Origin of the sequence: Nonomuraea sp. KM90 (assembly GCF_052246675.1) — a bacterium.
Classification (GTDB): domain Bacteria; phylum Actinomycetota; class Actinomycetes; order Streptosporangiales; family Streptosporangiaceae; genus Nonomuraea.
On sequence record NZ_JBQQCB010000026.1, the window covers coordinates 91,061 to 110,909 of the forward strand.

Sequence of the window (19,849 nt, forward strand, 5' to 3'; positions counted from 1 at the left end):
ATCAAGGACGAGAGTTTCCCTCGTCCCGTCTCGTCCCCCGATCTCCCTCCGGGAGACCAACACACAGGTAAGGAGGGTCGAACTCTCGTCCCGAGTTTCGTCCCCACTCGTCTGAACCCGGGTCTCGTCTCTCGTCTCCCCCTTTATAGGGGGGACGAGAGCGGACGGAACAGGAAGAGGCCGCACCGTTCTGTCCTCCCTGCCTCCGCGATCGGCAGAAATGCCGCGCGCGAGAGGCGCTCCGATGCCCTTGATACCGGCGCGAAGTATCACGGCTGGTTCGCTGCGCTGGGAATGCCAGCGTTTCGCCAGGTCAACGCCACGCATGTCGGGGACTACCTGTCCCCCACCGTGCTCCGGAGGTACTCCATGGTCCTCGACGAGAGCGGCCTACCGGCTAAGGCTGAGGCCCTTCCTAGGGCGTTGACGTGGTTCTTGGCCGCCTATGAGCCGCTCGGCCGTCGTCGTGCCGTGCTCATGCCGCTGAGGCGTGTGGACGCCGTGTCGCGGCTCGACGTAGGACCGGGGGCGGCATGAGTGAGATGTCAGAGCGCGGGCGGGTGTGGGTTCCAGAGTTCCCCGGGCAGCGTCCGCCGTTTCAGCCCGGTCACGAGCTGAGCATGCGGCATGGGGCCTACTCGCCTCGCCGCGTTGACCCGCTGGCGGTCGAACTGGTCGAGGGTGTGCTTGCCGACGACGCGCTGTCGTTCCTCCGTCAGCCCGCGTACCGCTCCGCGCTGTGGGCGTGGGGGCGGGCGGAGGCCAGGGTCCAACTCCTCGCGGAGCACCTGGCCGACCACGAGGCGGACGGATGCCGCTCGTGCCCGGATTGCGCGCGCTGGGACGAGCAGCTCCGCAAGTGGGAGAGCGCGGCGGCCACTCAGCGGGCGCGGTTGGGTCTTGACCCGCTGTCTCGTGCGCGGTTGGGGCGTGATGTGGCCGCCGCGTCGGTGGACGTGGCGCGGTTGATGGCTGGGCTCGACGACGGCCAGGACGACGAGGAGGTACGACATGATGCGGGTTGATCGGGAGACGCTCAGGGCCGCGCGGCGTGACCCGCAAGTGTTCGCGCGGGTGCTGGTCGGTGCGGAGTTGTGGCCTCATCAGCGCGAGGTGGCGCGCTCGACGGCGCGGTACCGGGCGATCTGCGCGGGCCGTCAGGTGGGCAAGTCGCGGCTCCTGGCCGTGCTCTGCCTGCACCAGGCGTTCTCGACGCCGGGTAGCCGGGTGCTGGTCGTGAGCGCGGGTGAGGTGGCCGCTCAGCGGCTCCTCGACGAGGTGGCCACCCTGGCGACCTCCTCGCCGTTGCTGGCCGGCTCGGTGCTGGACGAGACCAAGTCGCAGGTCACCTTGTCGAACGGCTCGACCATCATGAGCGTGCCTGCCTCGCAGCGGCAGATCCGGGGGTGGGCTGTTGATCTCCTCGTGCTCGACGAGGCGGGGTTCATCGATCCGGACATCTGGCGGGCGGCAGAGCCCGTGATCATCGCCCGTCCCGGGTCGCGAGTGATCCTGTGCTCCTCGCCTTGGGGCACGGCCGACCACTTCTTCCGGGTGCTGTGGTCGCGCGGGATGGGCGCCCCTGACGAGATGTACGCCTCCTGGCACTGGCCCTCCAGCACGAGCCCGATGGTTGATCAGCGGCTCCTTGACGAGATCCGCGCTCGGGAGGGAGACGACTACTTCGAGCGCGAGTACCTGGCGAAGTGGACCGACGAGGCGGGGGCGTACTTCACCGTCGAGGAGATCGAAAGCGCTACGGCGGACTACCACCTGCGGCCGCCCGACGAGGTGGGGCAGGTGACCCGCAACGCGCGACCCTACGTCGTGGCGGCCGGCGTGGACTGGGGCGTGAGCCGCGATGCCAACGCCCTGTGCTTGGTGGCCCCGCTCGACGACAAGGGGTTGAACGACCCGAAGGACGGGCTGCGCTACTTCGTGCCGTGGCTGGAGTACGCCTACCGCTGCCCCTACGGGGAGTGGATCGAGCGGATCTGCACGGTCGAGCGAGCCTACGGTCTGCACGTGGTCGCCTCGGAGATCAACGGCGTGGGGGCGTATCCGACCGAGCAGCTCCGTGAGCGCCTGGCCGTCGTGGGAGCCGTCTACGGGGTGGCGGGTGTCTGGACCGACAACCGCCGCAAGCAGGCGGGTTTCGGCAAGCTCAAGGTGATGTTGCAGCGCGGTCAACTCGTGCTGCCGCGCGTTCCGGAGCTGCTCAAGCAGCTCCGGAGTCTGGAGTTCGAGCAGATGCCGGGAGGGTCCCTGCGGATCGAGGTCCCGGCGCGCGCCGGACATGACGATCTCGTGCTCGCTCTCATGCAGGCGATCTCCTGCGTCAGGCCCATGCCCGGCCAGGCGTGGCGACGGGTCGCCGACGTGGACCACACCGTGACACGGCTGGGGGTGCGGGTTCCGGTGGACGCCTGGCCGCTGGCCTGGCACACCGCCTCCTACACCTGGCCTGCCGGGTCGCAGGCCGACAACACCGCATGGTGAGCCGCCCGAAACGCGGCGGCCAGCCGATGAGAAAACGTACGAATGAGAAGGAGAAGACCATGGCCATCCCCATGGACATCCAATTCCGCAAGACCGACCTCTACGCCCTGCCGGTGAAGGTCACCGCCGTCCGCAACGGCCTCGTGACGGCTCTCGGCGCGACGTCTCGTGACGCCCGCTACTCCATCGAGCACCGGGAGAAGCTGGCCGAGAAGCTCCGCGAGGAGGCCACGGCCCAGCTCGACCAGATCGAGCGCGAGGCCGACCGCGCCGTGCAGGACATCACGACCTGGCTCGACAAGCAGCCTTCCGCGCCGGGCGACCCGCAGCGGGAGCTGCTCGACGAGGTCAAGCGCCAGAGCGCTTGGTCGCGCGCCAAGGCGCTGCTCGACAAGGGTATGGACGTCCAGGCCCTGATCAAGGACGCGGCGGTGAGCAAGGACGTTGCGACCCTGACCGCGCTTCGCACCGAATGGCCCGTCTACGCCCGCACCGGAACCAACCGCGAACTCCACCCTCGCGCCTCGGCGGAGATCCTCGACGGCATCGAGCGCGGCCTTGCCGACGCCCTGTCCGGTGACCAGGGCGCGGCGGCTCGACTGAGGATCAGGACCGACGAGTCACGAGAGGTCCTGAAGCGTGCCCTCTCGGAGGCGCGGAACCACGTCCAGCGGCTCACCGACAACCCCACAGGAGAACTGCACAGGAACGAGCGGCTGGCCGACGTGGAGGCCAACTCCACCGGTATGGCGATCATCAATGGCCAACTCGTGAAGACCGGTGGCCGGTCGGGCAGCGAGTTCCCCGGCGGTCACACCGCGCGATAGCGGTGGAAGGTGGCCCCGCACACGCCCTCCTTTTACGTCATGCACGGGGCCACCGGCTCGATCCGCCACTGGTCACGCAGCGACGAGCCGAGCGGCTTCAGGGGATCGGCTCCAGGCACATGCCGTCCAACCGGACGACCATTTGCAGGGCGAGGCAGGATGCGTGCCGGGCGAATTCGTCGAACCCGACGTAGATGTTGTGCCCGGTGTGGATCGCGGTACCGCCCGCACCTGGGGTGAAGGTGTCGGCCAGGACTCCCACCGGTTCGGCGCTGGCGGCGGTGTAGACCGCTGAGGACTTGCGGAGTTGGGGACAGTAGGCCAGCGACTCGGGAATGCATGCGGGACATGTGGGCGGGGCGTTGGTGAGCCCGCTGTCTTGGCTCATCGCGCGGAACGCGGTCTCGGTGATCACCCACCACATGCGCCCGGTTCGGGGATCCCTGCCGGTCTTCCCGCACACCTGGCACAGGCCGCGAAGCATGGCCAGCCATTGACGTCTGACGTTCAGCATCCGCCACAGCGGTTGGCCACGTCGGTTCTGACGGATACGGCCACGAAGGATGCCACCGACCCAATCGCTTGGACGTGGATCGGGATAGGTGAGCCGGATGTCGCCGAAGGGGTGCTGCTTGGCGAACAACAGGCGGTGTTCGATGGCTTCGCCGGACCAGGCGATGACGTAGGGGACACGCAGTGGTGCGAGGCTCTCGGCCGCGCTGCTCGATGGTCGTTGCAGAGTGGTCACTGGGAGGTCTCCGCCTCCCGCCAGGTGTGAACCACGCTCTTGGCCATCGCCAACAGCGCAAGCCGCCGAGGAGTGTCCGCCTCGATGAGGTCACCGGACGCGTGGTGCCTGCCGTGCAGCATGTCGCCTACTCGCCACATGTCGAACTCCAGGAGCAGGGGGGCCGACGTGGCATTGCGCTCGCGTTCCAGATGAGAACCGTGTTCGGAGGGCATGACCGCGACGGTAAGAACGCGTGATACCGCACCTCAACGAGGTTGCTCGTCTTTGACAGAGGGCGAAATAAGGAGGCCGATCTAGAAGACGAGCGGCAATCTCTGGCAAACATCTTGAGTCGGGTCATCTCTGCACGCAAACTCAAGCACAGCATGTCCAACCCCGTAGGAGGACCTCATGGCACTGCGATTCCTCGGTAAGGACCCCGACAGCCCCGACGGCGACTCGCCCACTGTCTGGGAGGCGACCTGCCAAAGGGAGAGACGGTGATCCGCTTCCCGAAGCGCATGATTCAGTTCTTCCCGGAGGTAGCCGGTGCCAGCCGGACGGACGCTTGAACAGTTCCTCGCCGACTGCCAGCACTCCGCCGTGCACCTTGAGATGCGCGACGCGTACACCCTGAACGATTCCAAGTTCGATGCATGGAAGGCGGGCCACCGCATCGATCTCGACGACCGTTCTTCATGGTGGCGCCCGTGGCTCCAGAACATCGTGAACGCGGTTGCTCGCGGTGTGGAAGTACGACGGGCGCGGATCGTCTCCGAGCCCCTCAGCAACTACATCAGGTACGAGTACGACATCACCGTGCCTAACCTCCGGGCCGGCGAGCAGGTTCGTTGGCTCCCTCGTCGTAGGGCGACCGACCTGGCCTTGCCAGGCAACGACTTCTGGTTGTTCGACGGCACTACCCTGCTCATTCACCATTTCAGCGGCGAGGGCGACAAGGTGGACAGCGAAATCATCACCGACCAGGCGGTGACCAAGCTGTGTGCCGAGGCGTTCGAGGCCGTCTGGCAACGCGCCGTTCCCCACGAGGACTACCGGCCCGTCTGACAGTCCATGACCACGCTTCCCTCGTCCAGCGCCCAACAAGCGCTCGAAGTGATGGGTGCTCGTCTCCGGAGCATCCGACGTGAGGCCAGCCTGTCCGGTCGCGATCTCGCGCGACTGGCGGGCTGGCACTCGTCGAAGGTCAGCCGTATCGAGCATGCCCAGCGCACCCCTTCCCCCGCCGATATCCGCGCCTGGTGCCGCCACTGCGGGGTGCCGGAACAAGCGCCTGACCTGGTGGCGTCCCTTGAGGCGATCGAGGGGATGTTCGTCGAGTGGCGGCACATGGAACGCACCGGGCTGAAGAAGGCTCAGGAGGCGGTCGTGCCTCGATGGGAGCGGACACGCCACTTCCGCATTTACTCCTCCAAGCTCATCCCCGGGCCGCTACAAACCCGTGCTTACATCTCCGCGATTCTCACCGCCCTCATGCGCCGTCGTGGCCTGCCGAACGATATAGAGGAAGCGGTTCAGGTGCGCGTGGACAAGCAACACGTTCTCCACGATGGCGATCACCGGTTCGCGGTCATCTTGGAGGAGAGCGTCCTACGCGCCCCGATCGGAGGTGCCGAGGTCATGGCTGGGCAACTGGGCCACCTACTCACCGTGAGCGCCCTGCCCTCGATGTCGCTGGGCATCATCCCTCTCGACGCCGACCGATCCACCATGTGGCCGGTTGAGGAGTTCTTCATGTTCGACGACGCCGAGGTCACCGTCGAGCTTGTCTCCGGCCACGTGACGATCACACAACCCCACGAAGTCGCCCTATATGCCGGTGCCTTCAGGGAACTCGCCGCTCTGGCGGTGTACGGCAAAGCCGCCCGCGCCTTGATCACTGCTGCAATTCAAGCGCTGGACAGGGACGCCTGATCCACGTCTTCAATGTCCGCTGATTAACTGAGGAAACCATGATCCAGAACAACGGCTTCGTGTCGAGCATCCACTACTTCAACCGGACGGGCTGGGTCGCCATCTTCACCGGCACCGAGACCGAGACCGGGCGCACGGTGCACGTAGAAGCCTGGGACCCGGTCACAGGTACCGCGCTGGTCGTCGATTCCCAGCGTGGTGCCATGCGCCGGGTCGACGACTACCCGGACTTCTCCCATCTCGAACGAGCCGACCAAGTTGCGGCCGTGCTCCCCGGCGGCGGATGGCGCGTTTACTGGAAAGACGAAGGACCTGGTGGGACGCCCCTAACTGAACAGGTCCTTGCTTGGCTGATCACAGAGAAGGGGGGAGCCACGGCGATCACCGTCGATGCCACCGGGTACGTTGACGCCGCTGACAGTGCCGACCGTTTCCTAGCCCCCGGAGAGGACCTCACCGCGACCGATCAGCAACCGCCCTCATAGCCTTCTCACCGACATCAGTGGAGGCGACAGCACGGTTCCGTCTGATTCCTCGCGTGATACTTCGCGTGATACTGCCGCCTATGTATCCGGGCGTTCTTGGATGCACACGCCGGAGATCGAAAACCGCTTTGGAGCAGCTCACGGCATGTTCCTAGGTATCCGGATGCCCCCCGATGTCCCCCGGGTGCCGAGAGTTCAAGTCCCCCCTCGGACACGTAAGTCGTATGTATCTGGATGATTCTGGATATGACGATCGGTCACCCGAGATCAGCTCCGGCTGAGCCTCGGGTGATTTCGTTTGCGGCGCCCCTCCCTCCTGGTACGGGCGAGCGATCCACGATGAACGGCGTCGCTCCGGGAACATCCACGCGCAACGCATTCGGTCAGCGTGCCTCCGACGGCGAGCAGGTACGCGGCCAGCGGGTGGTCGCCGAACGGGAGCCGGACGGCCTCGGCCGCCTTCACCGTCATCGGGTGGTCGCACGGAGCTCGTCGAGCGCGCGGAGCCGGAGCCCGCCCCGCACAGCCGCGCGGCATCCTCGACATCCCTCGACGTCCATGCCCGCCGGAGCTCGCACGACTCGATCCGGCCTGTTCGAGCAGGTCTGGGCGCACGCGGCGGACCTCGAACCGCACCCCGCGCCGGCCGCAGCCCCAGGGAATGGCAGGTGCTGCACCTGCTGTCCGGCGCCGACAAGGACGAGACCGCCGCCAGGGAGCTGGGGTGAGCCTGTGGACCTACCGCAAACACACGTGGCCGAACTGCTCGACCGGCTCGGCGCCGCGAACCGCTTCCAGGCCGCCCTGCCAGGGTGATGCGCCGGAAATTTCGGGCTGTATATACGTCTGCAGATTTAGTCTCGCAGCGAGGTCTGCGGGCAGTGGAGGTCGCGCTCTCGCGGGGAGGAGCGTGTCGAGGTATCTGCCTCCGGTACCCGGGTGGCTGCGGGCTTCACCCGAGCAGCGACGCGGTCAGCCGCGCCTCCGGCGTGCCGATGGCGGAGAACAGGTCGTGAGCGTGCCGCCAGCACTCCCGCCCGCCCCGCCGATCGCCGGTGCGGAGGCGGGCGCGGCCGAGGAGCAGCAGCGCACGGGCGTGCTCCAGCCGTTGCCCCGAGCGCGCGGCCAGGTTCGCCGCGCGCTCGCCCGCCAGCATCCCCTGCTCCTCCTCGCCGTCCGCCAAGTGGATCGCCGCCAGCAGGGTGTGCAGCCGCGGCACGTCCAGCGGGCTGAACTTCCTGTTCAGGGCGAGGGATCGGGTCGCCAGTTCGCGGGCCGCGCCGTGGTTCCGTACGCAGAATTCGGCCCGGGCGCGGCCGAGCAGGACCTGGCCGCTGCTCATGCCCGACTTCACGGCGAGCCGGCGAGCGGCGGTGAGCCGGTCGAAGGCGCGGTCCACCCGGCCGAGCCGCAGTTCCGCGTCCGCGAGGCCGAGCAGCGAGGCCAGCTCGGAATTGCGGTTCTCGACGGACACGGCGATGTCGAGGGCGCTGCTGAAGGCGGCGACGGCCTGCTCGGGGCGCCCCGCGTCGCAGTGCACCAGTCCGGCCGTCTCATGGGCGACGCCCTCCGCGTAGCGCAGGCCCGCGGCCCGGGCCACGGCCAGCGCCTCCTCCAGGATCTCCGTCGCCTCCGCGAACCTCGCCTGCTGCTGGCGGACCAGGCCCAGGTTGACCAGGGTCAGCGCCTGCATGTGCCGGTCGCCGGAGGCGCGGGCGAGCGGCAGGGCGGCGGCCAGGCACTCCTCGGCCTGCCGCAGCCGGGCGAACTCCAGGTGGACGGAGGCCAGGTTGCCCAGCCCGCGTACCTGGCCGTGCGTGTTGCCCAGCGTGCGGTTCAGCGCCACCGCTCGCCGGTAGCGCGGGATCGCCCGGTCCGGCCGGCCGAGCTGCTTGAGCATCACCCCGCAGGCCGACAGCGCCATCGCCGCGCCGCGTATCCAGCGGGCCCGGCGGCTGAGGTCCAGCGCGCGTTCGCTCTCCCGCAGGGCCGTCCGCAGATCCGCCATGCGCCAGCGCGTCGTGCCGAGCACCAGGTACATGGCGGCCTGGCCCCGGAGATCCCCCTCCCGCTCGGCGGCGGCCAGCCCGATCCCGGCGACCCGCAGCCGCTCCCCCAGCGTCGCCCGGTGGTGCAGCAGCTCCTGGGCCGCCTCGACCAGCAGCCAGGCGTAGCGCCGCGGGCCGTGCGCGGCGGCGTGCGACACCGCGGCCGCCAGGTTCTGCCATTCGCTCTCGAACCAGGCGACCGCCTCGGCCTGGTCGCCGAACGGCCGGCCCTGGCCGCGGGGCAGGTCCGGGGTCTGGAAGCCGCACGCCTCGGTGGCCGCGACGAGAAGGTGCAGGTAGTGGTCGAGCAGGCGGCGCACCGCGGCCTCGCGCTCGGCGGGCGGGTCGGCCTCGCGGGTGCGCTGCGCGGCGTACTCCAGGACGAGGTCGTGAGCGGCGAACCGGCCCGGGCCAGACTCCTCGATCAGGTGGATCCGGGCCGCCCCGCCCAGCAGTTCCTCGGCCGCGGCCTGGCCGGTTCCCGCCAGCGCGGCCGCCGCGGCGACGGAGATCTCGGCGCCGGGCACCAGCCCGAGCAGGCGAAACATGCGCTGGGCAGCCGTGGGAAGGGCCTCGTACGACGCGTCGAGCGAGGCGCGGACGGCCACGTTCTCGTCCCCCGTCCACGCGCAGCCCGGTCATGCGGCCCCGGGCCGTAAGGCGGTGTACGCAGTCGTCCACCGTCCGGTGGCCGTACTCGCCGATCCAGGAGGCGGCGATGGAGAGCGCGAGCGGAAGGCGGCCGCACAACCGGACGAGCTCGGCCGCGGCGGCGGGGTCGCGGCGGGCCCTGGCTTGGCCGACGGCCTGGGTGAGCAGGCGCAGGGCCTCGTCCTGGTCGAGCACGTCCAGCGTGACGCGCTCGACGTCGTCCACCGCCACCAGCCCGCTGAGGCGGTGGCGGCTGGTGATGACGATCCCGCAGCCGGGGGGCGCGGCCAGCAGCTCGCGGACCTGCCGCGGGTCCGCGACGTCGTCCAGGACGATGAGCACCCGCCGGCCGGCGAGGGTGGTCCGGTAGAGCGCGGTCTGCGCGTCCACGTCGACCGGGATGTCCGCGGCTCTCAGCCCGAGGCCCTGCAGGAGCAGCGTCAGCGCCTCGGGGAGGGATCTCGGGTCGGCCGGGCCGAAGCCCCGCATGTCGACGAAGAGCTGCCCGTCGGGGAAGCGCCCGGCCGCCCGGTGCGCCCAGTGGACCACCAGCGCCGTCTTGCCCACCCCGGCGGGCCCGACCACGGCAACCCGATGCGCCGCGTCGAGCCGCCGCAACGCCTCTTCCCGGCCGACGAACCGCGTCAGACCGTGCGGCAGCTGATGCGGCGTCTGCGCTCCGCCCGGCCGGACGTCGTCCTTCAACAGCCGCTGGTGCAGGTCGCGCAGCTCCACGCCGGGTTCGACGCCCAGCTCGCCGACCAGCCGGGCGCGGAGCTCGCGGTACACCGCCAGCGCCTCGGGCAGCCGGGCGTCACGGTGCAGCGCCCGCATGAGCAGCCCGTGCGGGCGCTCCCGCAACGGGTGCTCGGCGACGAGCCTGCGCAGATCGGCGAGCACGCCCTCGCCGTGGCCGCGCTCCAGCAGGAGTTCGGCCCGCCGCTCGGCCGCCTCCACGTGCAGCTCCACGAGCCGGCTCCGCTCGGTTTGGGCGGCCAGGCCGGTCAGGTCGGGGAACGGGTCGCCGCGCCACATCGCCAGGGCCCTGTCGCAGCTCGGCAGGGCGTCCGCGCCGGCGTGGCGGGCGCCTTCGACCAGGGCGGTGAACTCGGCGAGGTCCAACTCGTCCGGCCCGACCCTGGCCAGGTAGCCGGGGCTGCGGGTGACGATGATCGAGTTCCCCCGAACGCCCAGGGCCCGGCGTACCTCCGCGACCAGCGCGCGGATGCGCGGCGCGGCCGACGACGGGGGGCTCTCGCCCCACAGCGAGCCGGCCAGGCGCTCGGTGGGCACCACGCGACCGGGTTCGAGCAGCAGCGTCGCCAGCAGCGCCCGCTGCCTGCCGGTCAGGTGCACCGCCCGGCCGTCGACCGTGACCTCCACGGGACCAAGCAGGAGGAACCGGACGACAGACACGGGCCGACCGTACCAAGATCCATGCGGAATCCGTGCAAGATCCGTGCCGTCCGGTGCGAAGTTGGTCGCCGACGGCACGCGAACAGGGAACGATCGATGCGACCACGGCTCAAAGAACTCTCCTGGGAACGGGACGGCGACCGGCTCCGCCTGGTCTACGACCCGCGCGACCAGTTCCTGCTGGCGGACCCCGACGGCTCGGTGGAGAAGCTGCTGGCGCTGCTCGGCGAGGGCGGCCGGACGGTCGAGGAGCTCGCCGGCGTCCTCACGGTCGACGCAGCCGATGTACGTGCCGCCGTGTCGGCGCTGGACGCCCACGGGCTGGTCGAGGACGGCGACCGCCTCGGCGGGCTCACCCCGGACGAGGCCGAGCGACACTTCAGCACCCTGGCCTTCCTCGAGTCGTTCGGCTCCCTCGACCGCAGCCATGAGGACCTGCACCGGCGGCTGCGCGAGTCCCACGTGCTGGTGCTCGGCACCGGCGGCCTGAACTCCACCGTGATCCCCCACCTGGCCGGTCTGGGCGTCGGCCGGCTGACCCTGCTCGACCGCGACCAGGTGGAGCCCCGCAACTTCGCTCGGCAGTACCTGTACCGCTGGGCCCACCTCGGCGCTCGGAAGGCGACGCAGGCAGCCGAGTGGGTGCGGACGTTCGACCCGGCCGTCGAGGTGGACGCGATCGACGCCTCGATCGAGGGGCCCGACCAGCTCGCCCAGCTCGTCGGCCGGCTCCGGCCCGACGTGGTGGCCGCCGGCGTCGATTCCCCGAACGAGATCGACCTGTGGGTCAACCGGGCCTGCGTACAGCACGGCGTGCCCTTCGTCCGCGGCGGGTTCCTGGTCACCACCGGGGCGGTGTGGTCGGTCGATCCGGGGGTCAGCGCGTGCCGGGCGTGCATTCCGGGGGATCCGGTGGATCTCACGGCGTACGCCGATCCGGACGAGCCGACCCGCAACGCGATCTCGGCGATGCGCCTGCACCTGAACCGGCCGCAGCGCAACCGGGGCATCGGCCCGGTCGTCGGGCTGCTCGGTTCCTATGCCGCCTTCGAGGTGCTCAGATACTTGACCCGTTTCGAGCCACCGGCACACGCCGGTCGGCCGCTCGTCCTCGATTTCGCCCACGGTTGCGCGGCGAATCACCCGGACGAGTGGCAGCGCGATCCAGCCTGCACGGTATGCGGGGGGAGGTGACCATTGTGAAGATCGAGATCGTTCGCGTCGAGAGCACCCGCCTGACGGGCAACATCTGCATGTCCACCTGAGCGAGCGGCCGGGGACCGCGCTTCTGCGTGCGGCCCCGGCACTCGCCTTTCGTCCAGCATGCTCACGCACCTCGTCCTGCATTGTCACGGACCTCGTCCAGCATTTCCCGGAGCGAAGATGACCGCCCTCCCTGCGACGGAGCTGCGCGCGCGGGCGGCCTGCCTGACCGTCGGCTTCGACGGCGAAGCGTGGATCCTCGGACGACCTGACCTGGGCGTCTTCGTCGCCGTGCCCGAACCGGGAGCGGTCTTCGTCACCACCCTCCAGGAGACCGGATCCGTCGCGGAGGCCACCGCCCGCGCCAGTGAGATGGCGGGCGAGCACGTGGACGGCGACGAGTTCGTCGCCGGGCTCACCGCCGCCGGCCTGTTCGAGGCGGCCGCGGAGCCGGACGCCCCCGGCCGGATCAGGTGGATCGAGGGAGTCGGCCCCGAAGCGGCGGCCCGGCTCTTCGGGCGAGCGGGGTGGACGTGTTATGCCGCAGCCGTCATGACGGCCCTCGCCATCCTGGCGACGCGCCCCGATCTGCGCCCCTCGTGGAACGACGCCTGGTTCCTCCCGAGCCCCGGCCTGTCGCTGCTCGCCGTGCTGCTGCTCACCATCGCCTGCACCGCCCTGCACGAGGCCTGGCACTGGCTGGCCGGCCGGGCCATCGGCATCCCCGCGATCTTCAGGCTCAGCTACCGCGGCGTCTACGTCGTCTTCGAGACCGACCTCACGCAGATCGTCACCGTGCCCAGGAACCGCCGGCACGGCGTGTACCTGGCGGGCATGGCCATCGACGCCGTCGTCCTGGCCATCGTCCTCGGCCTGCGCCTGCTCGAACCGCCCGGCGTGCTCGACGGCCTGCTCGCCGCGACCGCCCTCTTGCAGCTCTCCCGGATCATCTGGCAGTGGGCCGCGTTGCCGCTGCGCAGCGACTCGTACGCCCTGCTGGCGAACGCGCTGCGCTGCCACAACCTGTACCGGACGACCTGGCTGACCGCCAAGGCAAGGCTGCTCGGGCTCACCGCGAAGGAGACCGCCGAACTGGACGCGGCCAGCGCGAGAGATCGCCGGGTCGCGACCTGGTTCGCGGTGCCTTACCTGGCGGGCATCGCGGTCATGGCGTGGTTGTTCGTCACCGTCGCGCTGCCCTTGGCGATGTCGCTCGGGCGGTGGGCATGGGGGCAGCTCGGCAGCGCGGGGATCGGGTCGTTCGGGTTCTGGGAGGCCGTTGTGGTGGTCGCGTTCACGGGGGCGGAGCTGCTTCTTCCGGTGGTGCTGGCAGTGCGGGAACGCCGCCTGCGCCGGACCGGCCGCCTCCTGTAGGTTCCGGGGCTTTCGACGTACGTGACCTTGATGCGGCGGTTGTGCCGGTCCAGAAGCTCGACGTTCAGGCCGAGGACCTGGCCGGAGCGGGCGGCGGTCCCATACAGCCTCGTTGGTGTCGAACGCCGACGCTGCACCCGACTGGTTCGGCTGGCACACCGCCATGCCCAGCGGACGCGGCATGGCCGCGGTGGCGGCATGGCGAGCGGTGGATGTGTGGGACAACGAAGAGGTGCTGCTCATCGACTACGACGGCCCCCATCCCCACACGCTGATGGCCCGGGACCTCAAACCTGGCGGGCTGATGATCGACAAGATCGGGATCCTGGAAATCGGCGCCGCCGCGCAGTGGGACCGACTACGCGAGGCCGACGAGGCGCCCATCGCCGAACGACTCGCCCGCCGCCTCCTCCCCTGATCAGTTGGAGGTACCTCGTGGCATCGAGGGCGTGCAGTCACCGCTGGCCGATGCAAGGACCGCGCCGGAGCTCCCGGTCGTGATCTCCGGCATCCGCGGGGGTTCCCGAAGCCCCACCGGGGCGATATCCCCACGCAGTAGTTTTGGTTCCGCGGCAGAAAGGGGGGATTCCGTGCCCGGCATGGCCCGTGAACGACTGGCCGAGTTGCTCGATGCGTCGGCCGAGCCGGCCGCGTCCAGCGTCTATAGAAAGGTCTCCAAGACCGATCTGTCGGTGGTGGTCGAGGGGGTCGGCCCGCTGCGGTTTCCCGTCTCCGACAAGCAGGCCGTGCAGCTGCGCGGGCTCGGCCGCCGTGCGCGGTTCGGGCGCGGCGAGCAGACTCTGACCGATCCGGAGGTTCGCGACACCTGGGAGATTCCCAAGGAGTCGGTGCGCGTCGAGTGGACGGAGGCGTTCGCGGCCGTCCTCGACGGAATGCGCGCGGAGCTGGGCTTGCCGCCGCTCTGCGAGCTCACACCGGAGCTGCACTCCATGCTCCTGTACGAGACCGGGCAGTTCTTCGTCGCCCACCAGGATTCCGAGAAGGACGACGCGATGGTCGCGACCTTGGTGGTGACGCTGCCGTCCGCGCACACCGGCGGCGAGCTCGTCGTCGAGCATCAGGGTCGGACCAAGGAATACCGGGGGCTGAAGACCGCGGTCTCGCTGGTGGCCTTCTACGCCGACTGCCGGCACCAGGTTCTTCCCGTGAAGACGGGCAACCGCGTCACCCTCACTTACAACCTGCTCCTGACGGGCGACGGCCAGGCCGTGACGGCCGGGCATCCGCTGGTCAGTGATCTCGCGGCCTGCCTTCACACGCACTTCGCCACCCCGGTCGTCCTTCCGTACAGCAATCGCAGGGGCGATCCGCCGGCGCGGCTGGCGTACCTCCTCGACCATGAGTACACCGCCCGCGGGCTGAGCTGGTCCCGGTTGAAGGGCTCCGACGCCGCACGGGGTGCCCTGCTGCGGGCGGCGGCGGAGCGGGCGGGTTGCGAGATCACCCTGGCCCTCGCGGAGATCCAGGAGACCTGGGATGCCTACGATCCCGACGAGGACGAGGATGCGTGGTACGGCGACCACGAGGACGAGGACCCCGACGACCACGAGGACACTCACAGCGCGGACGACAAGCAGTACGTCCTTCAGGACATGATCGAAACCTCCACCACGCTAGCCCACTGGATCGGCCCGGAAACAGGGCGGCTCGAGAACATCTCGCTGGACCTGAGCGATGCCGAGGTGGCCTCGACGACCCCGACGGCTGACATGGCGCCCTACTCCTCGGAGTACGAGGGCTACATGGGCAACTACGGCAATACCCTGGACCGCTGGTACCGGCGAGCTGCGCTGGTCATCTGGCCGCGGGGCCAAGGCTTCGCCAGCCGGGCCGAGGCGTCTCCGGGATGGGCGCTGGACGAACTCATTGCGATGGCCCACGCCGGAAGGGTTACGGAGGCATGTGAGGCGGCGCGGTCGCTGGAGCCCAGCTGGCACGCCGCAGGCCGTTACGCCGATCAGACCGAGCTTCTCCGCAAGGCGCTGGAGGCAGCCAGGGAGCTGGATGACGCGCAGATCGCCGCCATGCTGCTGCGGCCGTTCGTGTTGGAGCGGCTGGTCCCAGGGCACGGCCCGGCATTCGCCGACCTGGCGGCGCACTACGGTGACACCTGGATCGGTGGTCTGCTGCACGGCTGGTCCGAGGGCTGGAGGCCCAGCTCCTACGGCCTCGCCCAGGAGTCGCTGAAATGGCTCGAGAATCTCCCACGGCTGTGTACCGCGCTCTCGGCGGAGGGAAGCCCGTCCACCGAGGCCGCCCGCCGCATCGTCGATCTGTCCTGGACGATGTTCGCGGGCCAGGTCGGTCCAGCGCTCGACGGGCCCCTCACCTCCCGGCAAGAGGCATGGCTGACCGCCTTGGGGGCGCCATGCTCCGGGATCATCGCGGCCGCGGCCCAGCTCGGATCGACGAGCGTGCTGGAGGACGCCCACAAGCTCGCGCGGACGGCCGGTGACCGGGCGCACGCGCTGGCGATGGCCACACTGCGCGCTGCCGGAGGGCACAGAGCGGGCTTCGACGAGCTGGCCATCGACTGTGCCGAACGGATCCGGGCATTACTGGCGCAGCCACGACGCGCGCCGGGCGACTGGTCGATCGAGCTGCCCACCGGATGCGCGTGCGAGCTGTGCGAAGTGCTCGGCACGTTCCTCCGGCATCCTGAACGGCGAGCTCTCGACTGGCCGCTCGCAAAGGACAAGCGCAGGCATGTCCACGCCCGGATAGACGACGCGGAGCTGCCCGTCCGTCACCAGACCAGACGGCAGGGCCGCCCGTACACCCTGGTTCTGGCCAAGACAGAAGCGTTGTTCGAAGCGGAGCGTCTCGCCCGCGAGCGCCACGAGACGGACCTGGCCTGGCTCACCACCCGCAGCCGGAAGGTCTCCACCTGACAGCGACCTCCTGCGCACGGCCCTCGGCACATGACCGTTCCATGAAGCTGTCTCGCCCCGCGGGGTGGACCCTTTGGTTCGTCACCGGTCCCGCGTTCGCCGAGGCACCATCATCGGGAGGCCGGATGAATGCCTGACCGGCCGCCCGGATGTTCAGAACTTACCGATATTGATCGAGCCCAGGACATCTCCGGCCTGAATAACCGGCCCACTAACGCGAGCGTTGCCGCCAATGGTGTTACTCACGTCGCGCTTGTGTTGAGTGAGATGGATCGTATCGTTCGTCCACCCGATCAACGATTCTGCGAATTCCGCGTCCGCGTTGGCGTGGTCTACCAGCGCCTTTGTGATCTCTTCCGGCGACTGTGTGCCGAGCCGCTCAAGGGCCGCGACAGCATGGGGGTTGGTGTCGGAACTCCGACGCACGAGAGTGATCAATGAGGTCCACGCGTGCTTGCCGGCTTCTCCTGCGGCTCCCCCGATTATCGCCGAGACGATCGCAGCCAGGGCGGAGATTGCGCTCGGGTCCATCGCGCCTCTTTCGGTGCGGGATTTTCTCCCAGCTTACGTCCTGCGGTATGTGTCCCGGCTCGCGGTCGCGGGCATCGGTCGGGAGCTTCCGACTCCACCCGGGCGGACGGCACTCCGTCAAGCGCGGTGCGTGGGCTCCGGCGCCAGGGGCGCCGGGTTCGGCCATGGGTCCCGGCGCATTGCGGGGCACCTGATAATCCGTCATCGTTGCACTTGTGTCTTTACACCAAGCCGCTTGAACGCGTATGGAGGGATGCCGGGATTCAATCTGAAGATTGGTGCCGAAGCAACGTGATGGTCAACCGAAATCTGTCCGAAATTGTACATAACGATGTGACGGGAGTGGTTCACGGGCCGTTAGTCCAAGCTCATGATATTTTCGGCGGCATTCATTTCCATACTGTGGCTTCACTGCCTGCGCCGAGCCAGCTTCCGCCGCGGCCACGCCTCGTCGATCGCGAATCCGTCATCGCCCACCTCGATGCGCTGCGGGAGGAGGCTACCGATGTCCCGCTGGCCGTGTTGCTGACGGGGTCTGTGGGCGTGGGAAAGAGCGCGCTGTCGCTGGCCTGGGCGCACATGATTCGCGAGCGTTTCCCGGATGGGCAGTTGTACACCGATCTGCGCGGACATTCCACCGACATCCCGGCGTCCCCTCACGAAGTACTTGGAGACTTCCTCCAATCCCTGGGTGTCCCGACGGACCTCATCCCCGGCGAGCTGGCACAGCGCTCGGCGCTGTATCGCACGGTGACCAGGGACCAGCGGGTTTTGGTAGTCCTCGACGACGCGATAACCGCAGCCCAGGTACGGCCGCTGCTCCCGGCCTCGTCCGCGAGCATCACCGTGGTGACCAGTAGATACCGGCTGGCGGGCTTGTTGATGCATGGAGTGCGTGGGGTTTACGTCGATCGGTTCGACGCCGAGGCGAGCCTTGCCCTCCTGCGCGATGCGCTGGGAAGTGACCGGCTCGAGCAGCAGCACGAGGCGGCTGCCGAGTTGGTGGAGCTGTGCATGCGGCTGCCGCTCGCATTGAGCGTCGCGGCGGCCCGCCTGGCTGCACGTCCGAGCTGGCCCATCCGCGAGATGGTCGCCGCGCTGGCCGAGGAGCAGAGGGCCCTGGCGGCGCTGACGATCGGAGATGACGTGGCAATGCGCTCCGCGCTCGACCTCTCCTACCGCGCGCTGCGCTCCGACACCGCCCGGCTGTACCGGCTGCTAAGTCTCTGCCCTGGGGACAAGTTCGGCGGCGATGCGGCAGCGGCGCTGGCCGGCATCTCGAGGATGGAGGCGAGGCGGATGCTGGGAGAGCTGACCGACGCGAACCTGTTGACCGACATGGCCGACGGGCGCTGCCGCTTTCATCACGCGTTGGTCCGGCTGCACGCTTCCCACCTGGTCGAGATTGAGGACCAGCAGGAGGCCCGAGACCTTGCCGTTGGCCGCCTGCTCTCCTGGTATCTCGCCACAGCCGCGTGCGCGGAACGCCGATTGCGGCCGCACCGCACACGACTGCCCCGAGACGCCGAACCACCTCCCGCCGAGGTGACGGACTTCGGAGGTCCGGAGGACGCACTCAGGTGGCTGGAGTCGGAACGCGCGAACCTGAGCGCCGCGGTCACTCTCGCACACGAGCAAGGGCGTGAAGCGACCGCATGGCAACTCGCCGACGCAATGTGGGCCCTGTTCCTCTTCATGGGCCATCACGTGGAGCGGCTCGAAGTGGAGGAGACGGGACTGGCCGCCGCACGCTCCTGCGGCGACATGTACGCCGAGGGGAAGATGCTGAACCGCCTGGGGCTGAGCCTCAATACCCTCGGCCGTCACGATGAGGCGGCCGCACGATTCGAGGAAGCGCTCGAGATCTGGCGACGTCTTGGTGAGCGGGAGAGGGAGATCGGGTCGCTGCGCAGGCTGGGCTTGGTCGCTGCCGGGCGTGGTGACCACGGCGCCGCCATCGCCCGGCTCACGGACGCGAGTGCCGCATATCAGACACTGGGGGCCGGCCGGAAAACAGCTCTGGCCTTGATCGACCTCGCGGGTGTGCTCCTGGCTCAGGACCGCGGTCTGGACGCGGTGATCCATCTGGAACGGGCGCGGCGCCTGCTCGCAGAAGTCGACGACTCATACAACCGTGCTCGTGTGGACATCTTCCTCGGTCATGCGCACGCCGGGCTGGGAGAACACGACAAGGCCGGCCGGGAGTTGCGCGCAGCGCTTGAGGCGATGGCTGAGCTGGGGTCCTCAGTGGGCCGGGCCGCGGCGCTGGAAGGGCTGGGGGACCTGGCTGAACGCACCGGTCGTAGGGGCGAGGCGAGACGGATGTATGAGGCGGCACTGGAAACGATAGGGCAGGAAGGATCTATCGGATATTTCAGGATCAAGGAACGTCTTGAGGCGTTTGACCGTTATCCTGGAGTTTGTCATGAAAATAAAAAAGGCCACCGTCCGGATGGAGCGGCGGCCGAGGGGGCAGATTAGGGCTGATCAGCCCATCATGATACCCAGAAGACCCATCATGATACGCACGACGACTTCCTGGGTGGTAACGAGCATTTCCTGGTGCAACTTACGTCCTTTCCAGACATTCTGCACATCGTCGATCATGAGCCCCCGACGCGCTCATAATAAGCGGGAAGTGGCTGACCCGCCACATGCTTCACATAATCAAGCCCCAGCAGCTTCCAGCGCCTCCAGGCGCTGCCGCAGGACGCCCGCCTCCGGTGCGCTCAGACGTTCGAAGATCGTGAGTGCTTGACGCCACGGTCGTGCCGCGACCCTCCTTCCGTGCATGCACAGAAGGGCTTCGCCCAGTCCCAAAAGTGAGCTGGCCTCGAGAAACGGGTCGCCAAGCTGACGAGAGAGGGCCAGCGCCTGCTCGCATGTTTCCCGAGCGGAGGCGAACTGGCCACTGAGTCGCTGACTGTCTCCGATCCTCAGGAGCGCGCGTGAGGATTCGTACGGATCTCTTATGTCCCGTGCAATAGCCAGCGCTTTCTGGAAATGGATCAGCGCCTCGGCATTGAGGTCCATGCCCAGATATGTCGATCCGATATTGCTGAGCGTGTCGGCCTCATGGCGCCGGTCGCCGGTCTCCTGGTATATCGACAGTGAGGTGATCTCAGAGAAATAATTCGGGCGATTTGGGGATGGACGGGACGCCAAAGGTGACGTTTCGGGCCTATCGGGAGAAGTCGTCGAAGGCCGGAGACAGACGTGGAGCCTCCGGTAGATGAGT

16 protein-coding genes and 1 pseudogene are annotated in these 19,849 nt (G+C 68.6%); 11 read left to right on the forward strand and 6 right to left on the reverse strand.

What is annotated here, in order from left to right; translation table 11 throughout:
- Positions 1–533 precede the first annotated feature (533 nt).
- Genes ACTWPW_RS25985 through ACTWPW_RS25995 form a run of 3 tightly spaced genes read left to right on the forward strand, consistent with a single transcriptional unit; the run spans position 534 to position 3,326 of the window.
- On the forward strand, positions 534–1,025 hold the full coding sequence (locus ACTWPW_RS25985; RefSeq protein ID WP_443170160.1) for a hypothetical protein: 492 nt from the start codon (positions 534–536) through the stop codon (positions 1,023–1,025).
- Positions 1,012–2,499, forward strand: coding sequence for a terminase large subunit domain-containing protein (locus tag ACTWPW_RS25990; RefSeq protein ID WP_443170161.1), 1,488 nt, complete (start codon positions 1,012–1,014; stop codon positions 2,497–2,499). Before ACTWPW_RS25985 ends, ACTWPW_RS25990 begins: the two co-directional genes overlap by 14 nt.
- Positions 2,500–2,558: 59 nt before the next feature.
- On the forward strand, positions 2,559–3,326 hold the full coding sequence (locus ACTWPW_RS25995; RefSeq protein ID WP_443170162.1) for a hypothetical protein: 768 nt from the start codon (positions 2,559–2,561) through the stop codon (positions 3,324–3,326).
- Between the two features lie 97 nt (positions 3,327–3,423).
- Here ACTWPW_RS25995 and ACTWPW_RS26000 read toward each other — a convergent pair whose 3' ends face one another.
- Together ACTWPW_RS26000 and ACTWPW_RS26005 are read right to left on the reverse strand one after the other, a co-directional pair.
- Complete coding sequence (locus ACTWPW_RS26000) at positions 3,424–4,074, reverse strand: hypothetical protein (protein ID WP_443170163.1); 651 nt, start codon at positions 4,072–4,074, stop codon at positions 3,424–3,426.
- The gene (locus ACTWPW_RS26005) at positions 4,071–4,289 is read right to left on the reverse strand and encodes a hypothetical protein (protein WP_443170164.1); all 219 of its coding nucleotides are present in this window, start codon (positions 4,287–4,289) and stop codon (positions 4,071–4,073) included. The genes ACTWPW_RS26000 and ACTWPW_RS26005 overlap by 4 nt, the downstream gene beginning before the upstream one ends.
- 316 nt (positions 4,290–4,605) lie before the next feature.
- On the opposite strand from ACTWPW_RS26005, the gene ACTWPW_RS26010 reads away from it, so the two are divergent.
- From ACTWPW_RS26010 to ACTWPW_RS26020, 3 genes are read left to right on the forward strand one after another with little or no spacing between them, the layout of a single operon-like run.
- Positions 4,606–5,124 (forward strand): DUF6879 family protein, encoded by a 519-nt coding sequence (locus ACTWPW_RS26010; RefSeq protein ID WP_443170165.1) that lies wholly within the window; start codon positions 4,606–4,608, stop codon positions 5,122–5,124.
- A gap of 6 nt (positions 5,125–5,130) precedes the next feature.
- Positions 5,131–5,991, forward strand: coding sequence for a helix-turn-helix domain-containing protein (locus tag ACTWPW_RS26015; RefSeq protein WP_443170166.1), 861 nt, complete (start codon positions 5,131–5,133; stop codon positions 5,989–5,991).
- A 38-nt stretch (positions 5,992–6,029) separates the two neighbouring features.
- The gene (locus ACTWPW_RS26020; protein ID WP_443170167.1) at positions 6,030–6,476 is read left to right on the forward strand and encodes a hypothetical protein; all 447 of its coding nucleotides are present in this window, start codon (positions 6,030–6,032) and stop codon (positions 6,474–6,476) included.
- Between the two features lie 952 nt (positions 6,477–7,428).
- Here the strand turns inward: ACTWPW_RS26020 and ACTWPW_RS26025 are convergent.
- Both ACTWPW_RS26025 and ACTWPW_RS26030 read right to left on the reverse strand, forming a co-directional pair.
- Entirely contained in the window at positions 7,429–9,132 is a 1,704-nt protein-coding gene (locus tag ACTWPW_RS26025) for a tetratricopeptide repeat protein (RefSeq protein ID WP_443170168.1), read from the reverse strand.
- Positions 9,133–9,295: 163 nt separating this feature from the next.
- A pseudogene (locus ACTWPW_RS26030) lies at positions 9,296–10,669 on the reverse strand (BTAD domain-containing putative transcriptional regulator); the annotation flags it as partial.
- 18 nt (positions 10,670–10,687) lie between these two features.
- Here ACTWPW_RS26030 and ACTWPW_RS26035 point away from each other — a divergent pair.
- The 4 genes from ACTWPW_RS26035 to ACTWPW_RS26050 all read left to right on the forward strand — a co-directional run bounded on the left by ACTWPW_RS26035 (position 10,688) and on the right by ACTWPW_RS26050 (position 16,080).
- Positions 10,688–11,785 (forward strand): HesA/MoeB/ThiF family protein, encoded by a 1,098-nt coding sequence (locus ACTWPW_RS26035; protein WP_375110614.1) that lies wholly within the window; start codon positions 10,688–10,690, stop codon positions 11,783–11,785.
- A 189-nt stretch (positions 11,786–11,974) separates the two neighbouring features.
- The gene (locus ACTWPW_RS26040; protein WP_443170169.1) at positions 11,975–13,168 is read left to right on the forward strand and encodes a hypothetical protein; all 1,194 of its coding nucleotides are present in this window, start codon (positions 11,975–11,977) and stop codon (positions 13,166–13,168) included.
- Positions 13,169–13,283: 115 nt separating this feature from the next.
- On the forward strand, positions 13,284–13,586 hold the full coding sequence (locus ACTWPW_RS26045) for a hypothetical protein (RefSeq protein WP_443170170.1): 303 nt from the start codon (positions 13,284–13,286) through the stop codon (positions 13,584–13,586).
- A gap of 181 nt (positions 13,587–13,767) precedes the next feature.
- The gene (locus tag ACTWPW_RS26050; RefSeq protein ID WP_443170171.1) at positions 13,768–16,080 is read left to right on the forward strand and encodes a 2OG-Fe(II) oxygenase; all 2,313 of its coding nucleotides are present in this window, start codon (positions 13,768–13,770) and stop codon (positions 16,078–16,080) included.
- A 153-nt stretch (positions 16,081–16,233) separates the two neighbouring features.
- On the opposite strand, the gene ACTWPW_RS26055 is transcribed toward ACTWPW_RS26050, so the two are convergent.
- Positions 16,234–16,611 carry a hypothetical protein gene (locus tag ACTWPW_RS26055; protein ID WP_375110611.1) on the reverse strand — a complete coding sequence of 126 codons (378 nt, stop codon included), beginning with the start codon at positions 16,609–16,611 and terminating at the stop codon, positions 16,234–16,236.
- Positions 16,612–16,905: 294 nt separating this feature from the next.
- On the opposite strand from ACTWPW_RS26055, the gene ACTWPW_RS26060 reads away from it, so the two are divergent.
- A complete protein-coding gene (locus ACTWPW_RS26060; RefSeq protein ID WP_375110938.1) occupies positions 16,906–19,092 on the forward strand; it encodes a tetratricopeptide repeat protein in 2,187 nt (728 codons plus the stop codon).
- A gap of 186 nt (positions 19,093–19,278) precedes the next feature.
- Here the strand turns inward: ACTWPW_RS26060 and ACTWPW_RS26065 are convergent.
- Positions 19,279–19,849: tetratricopeptide repeat protein (locus ACTWPW_RS26065; RefSeq protein ID WP_443170172.1), on the reverse strand; the 571-nt coding region annotated here is incomplete at its 5' end.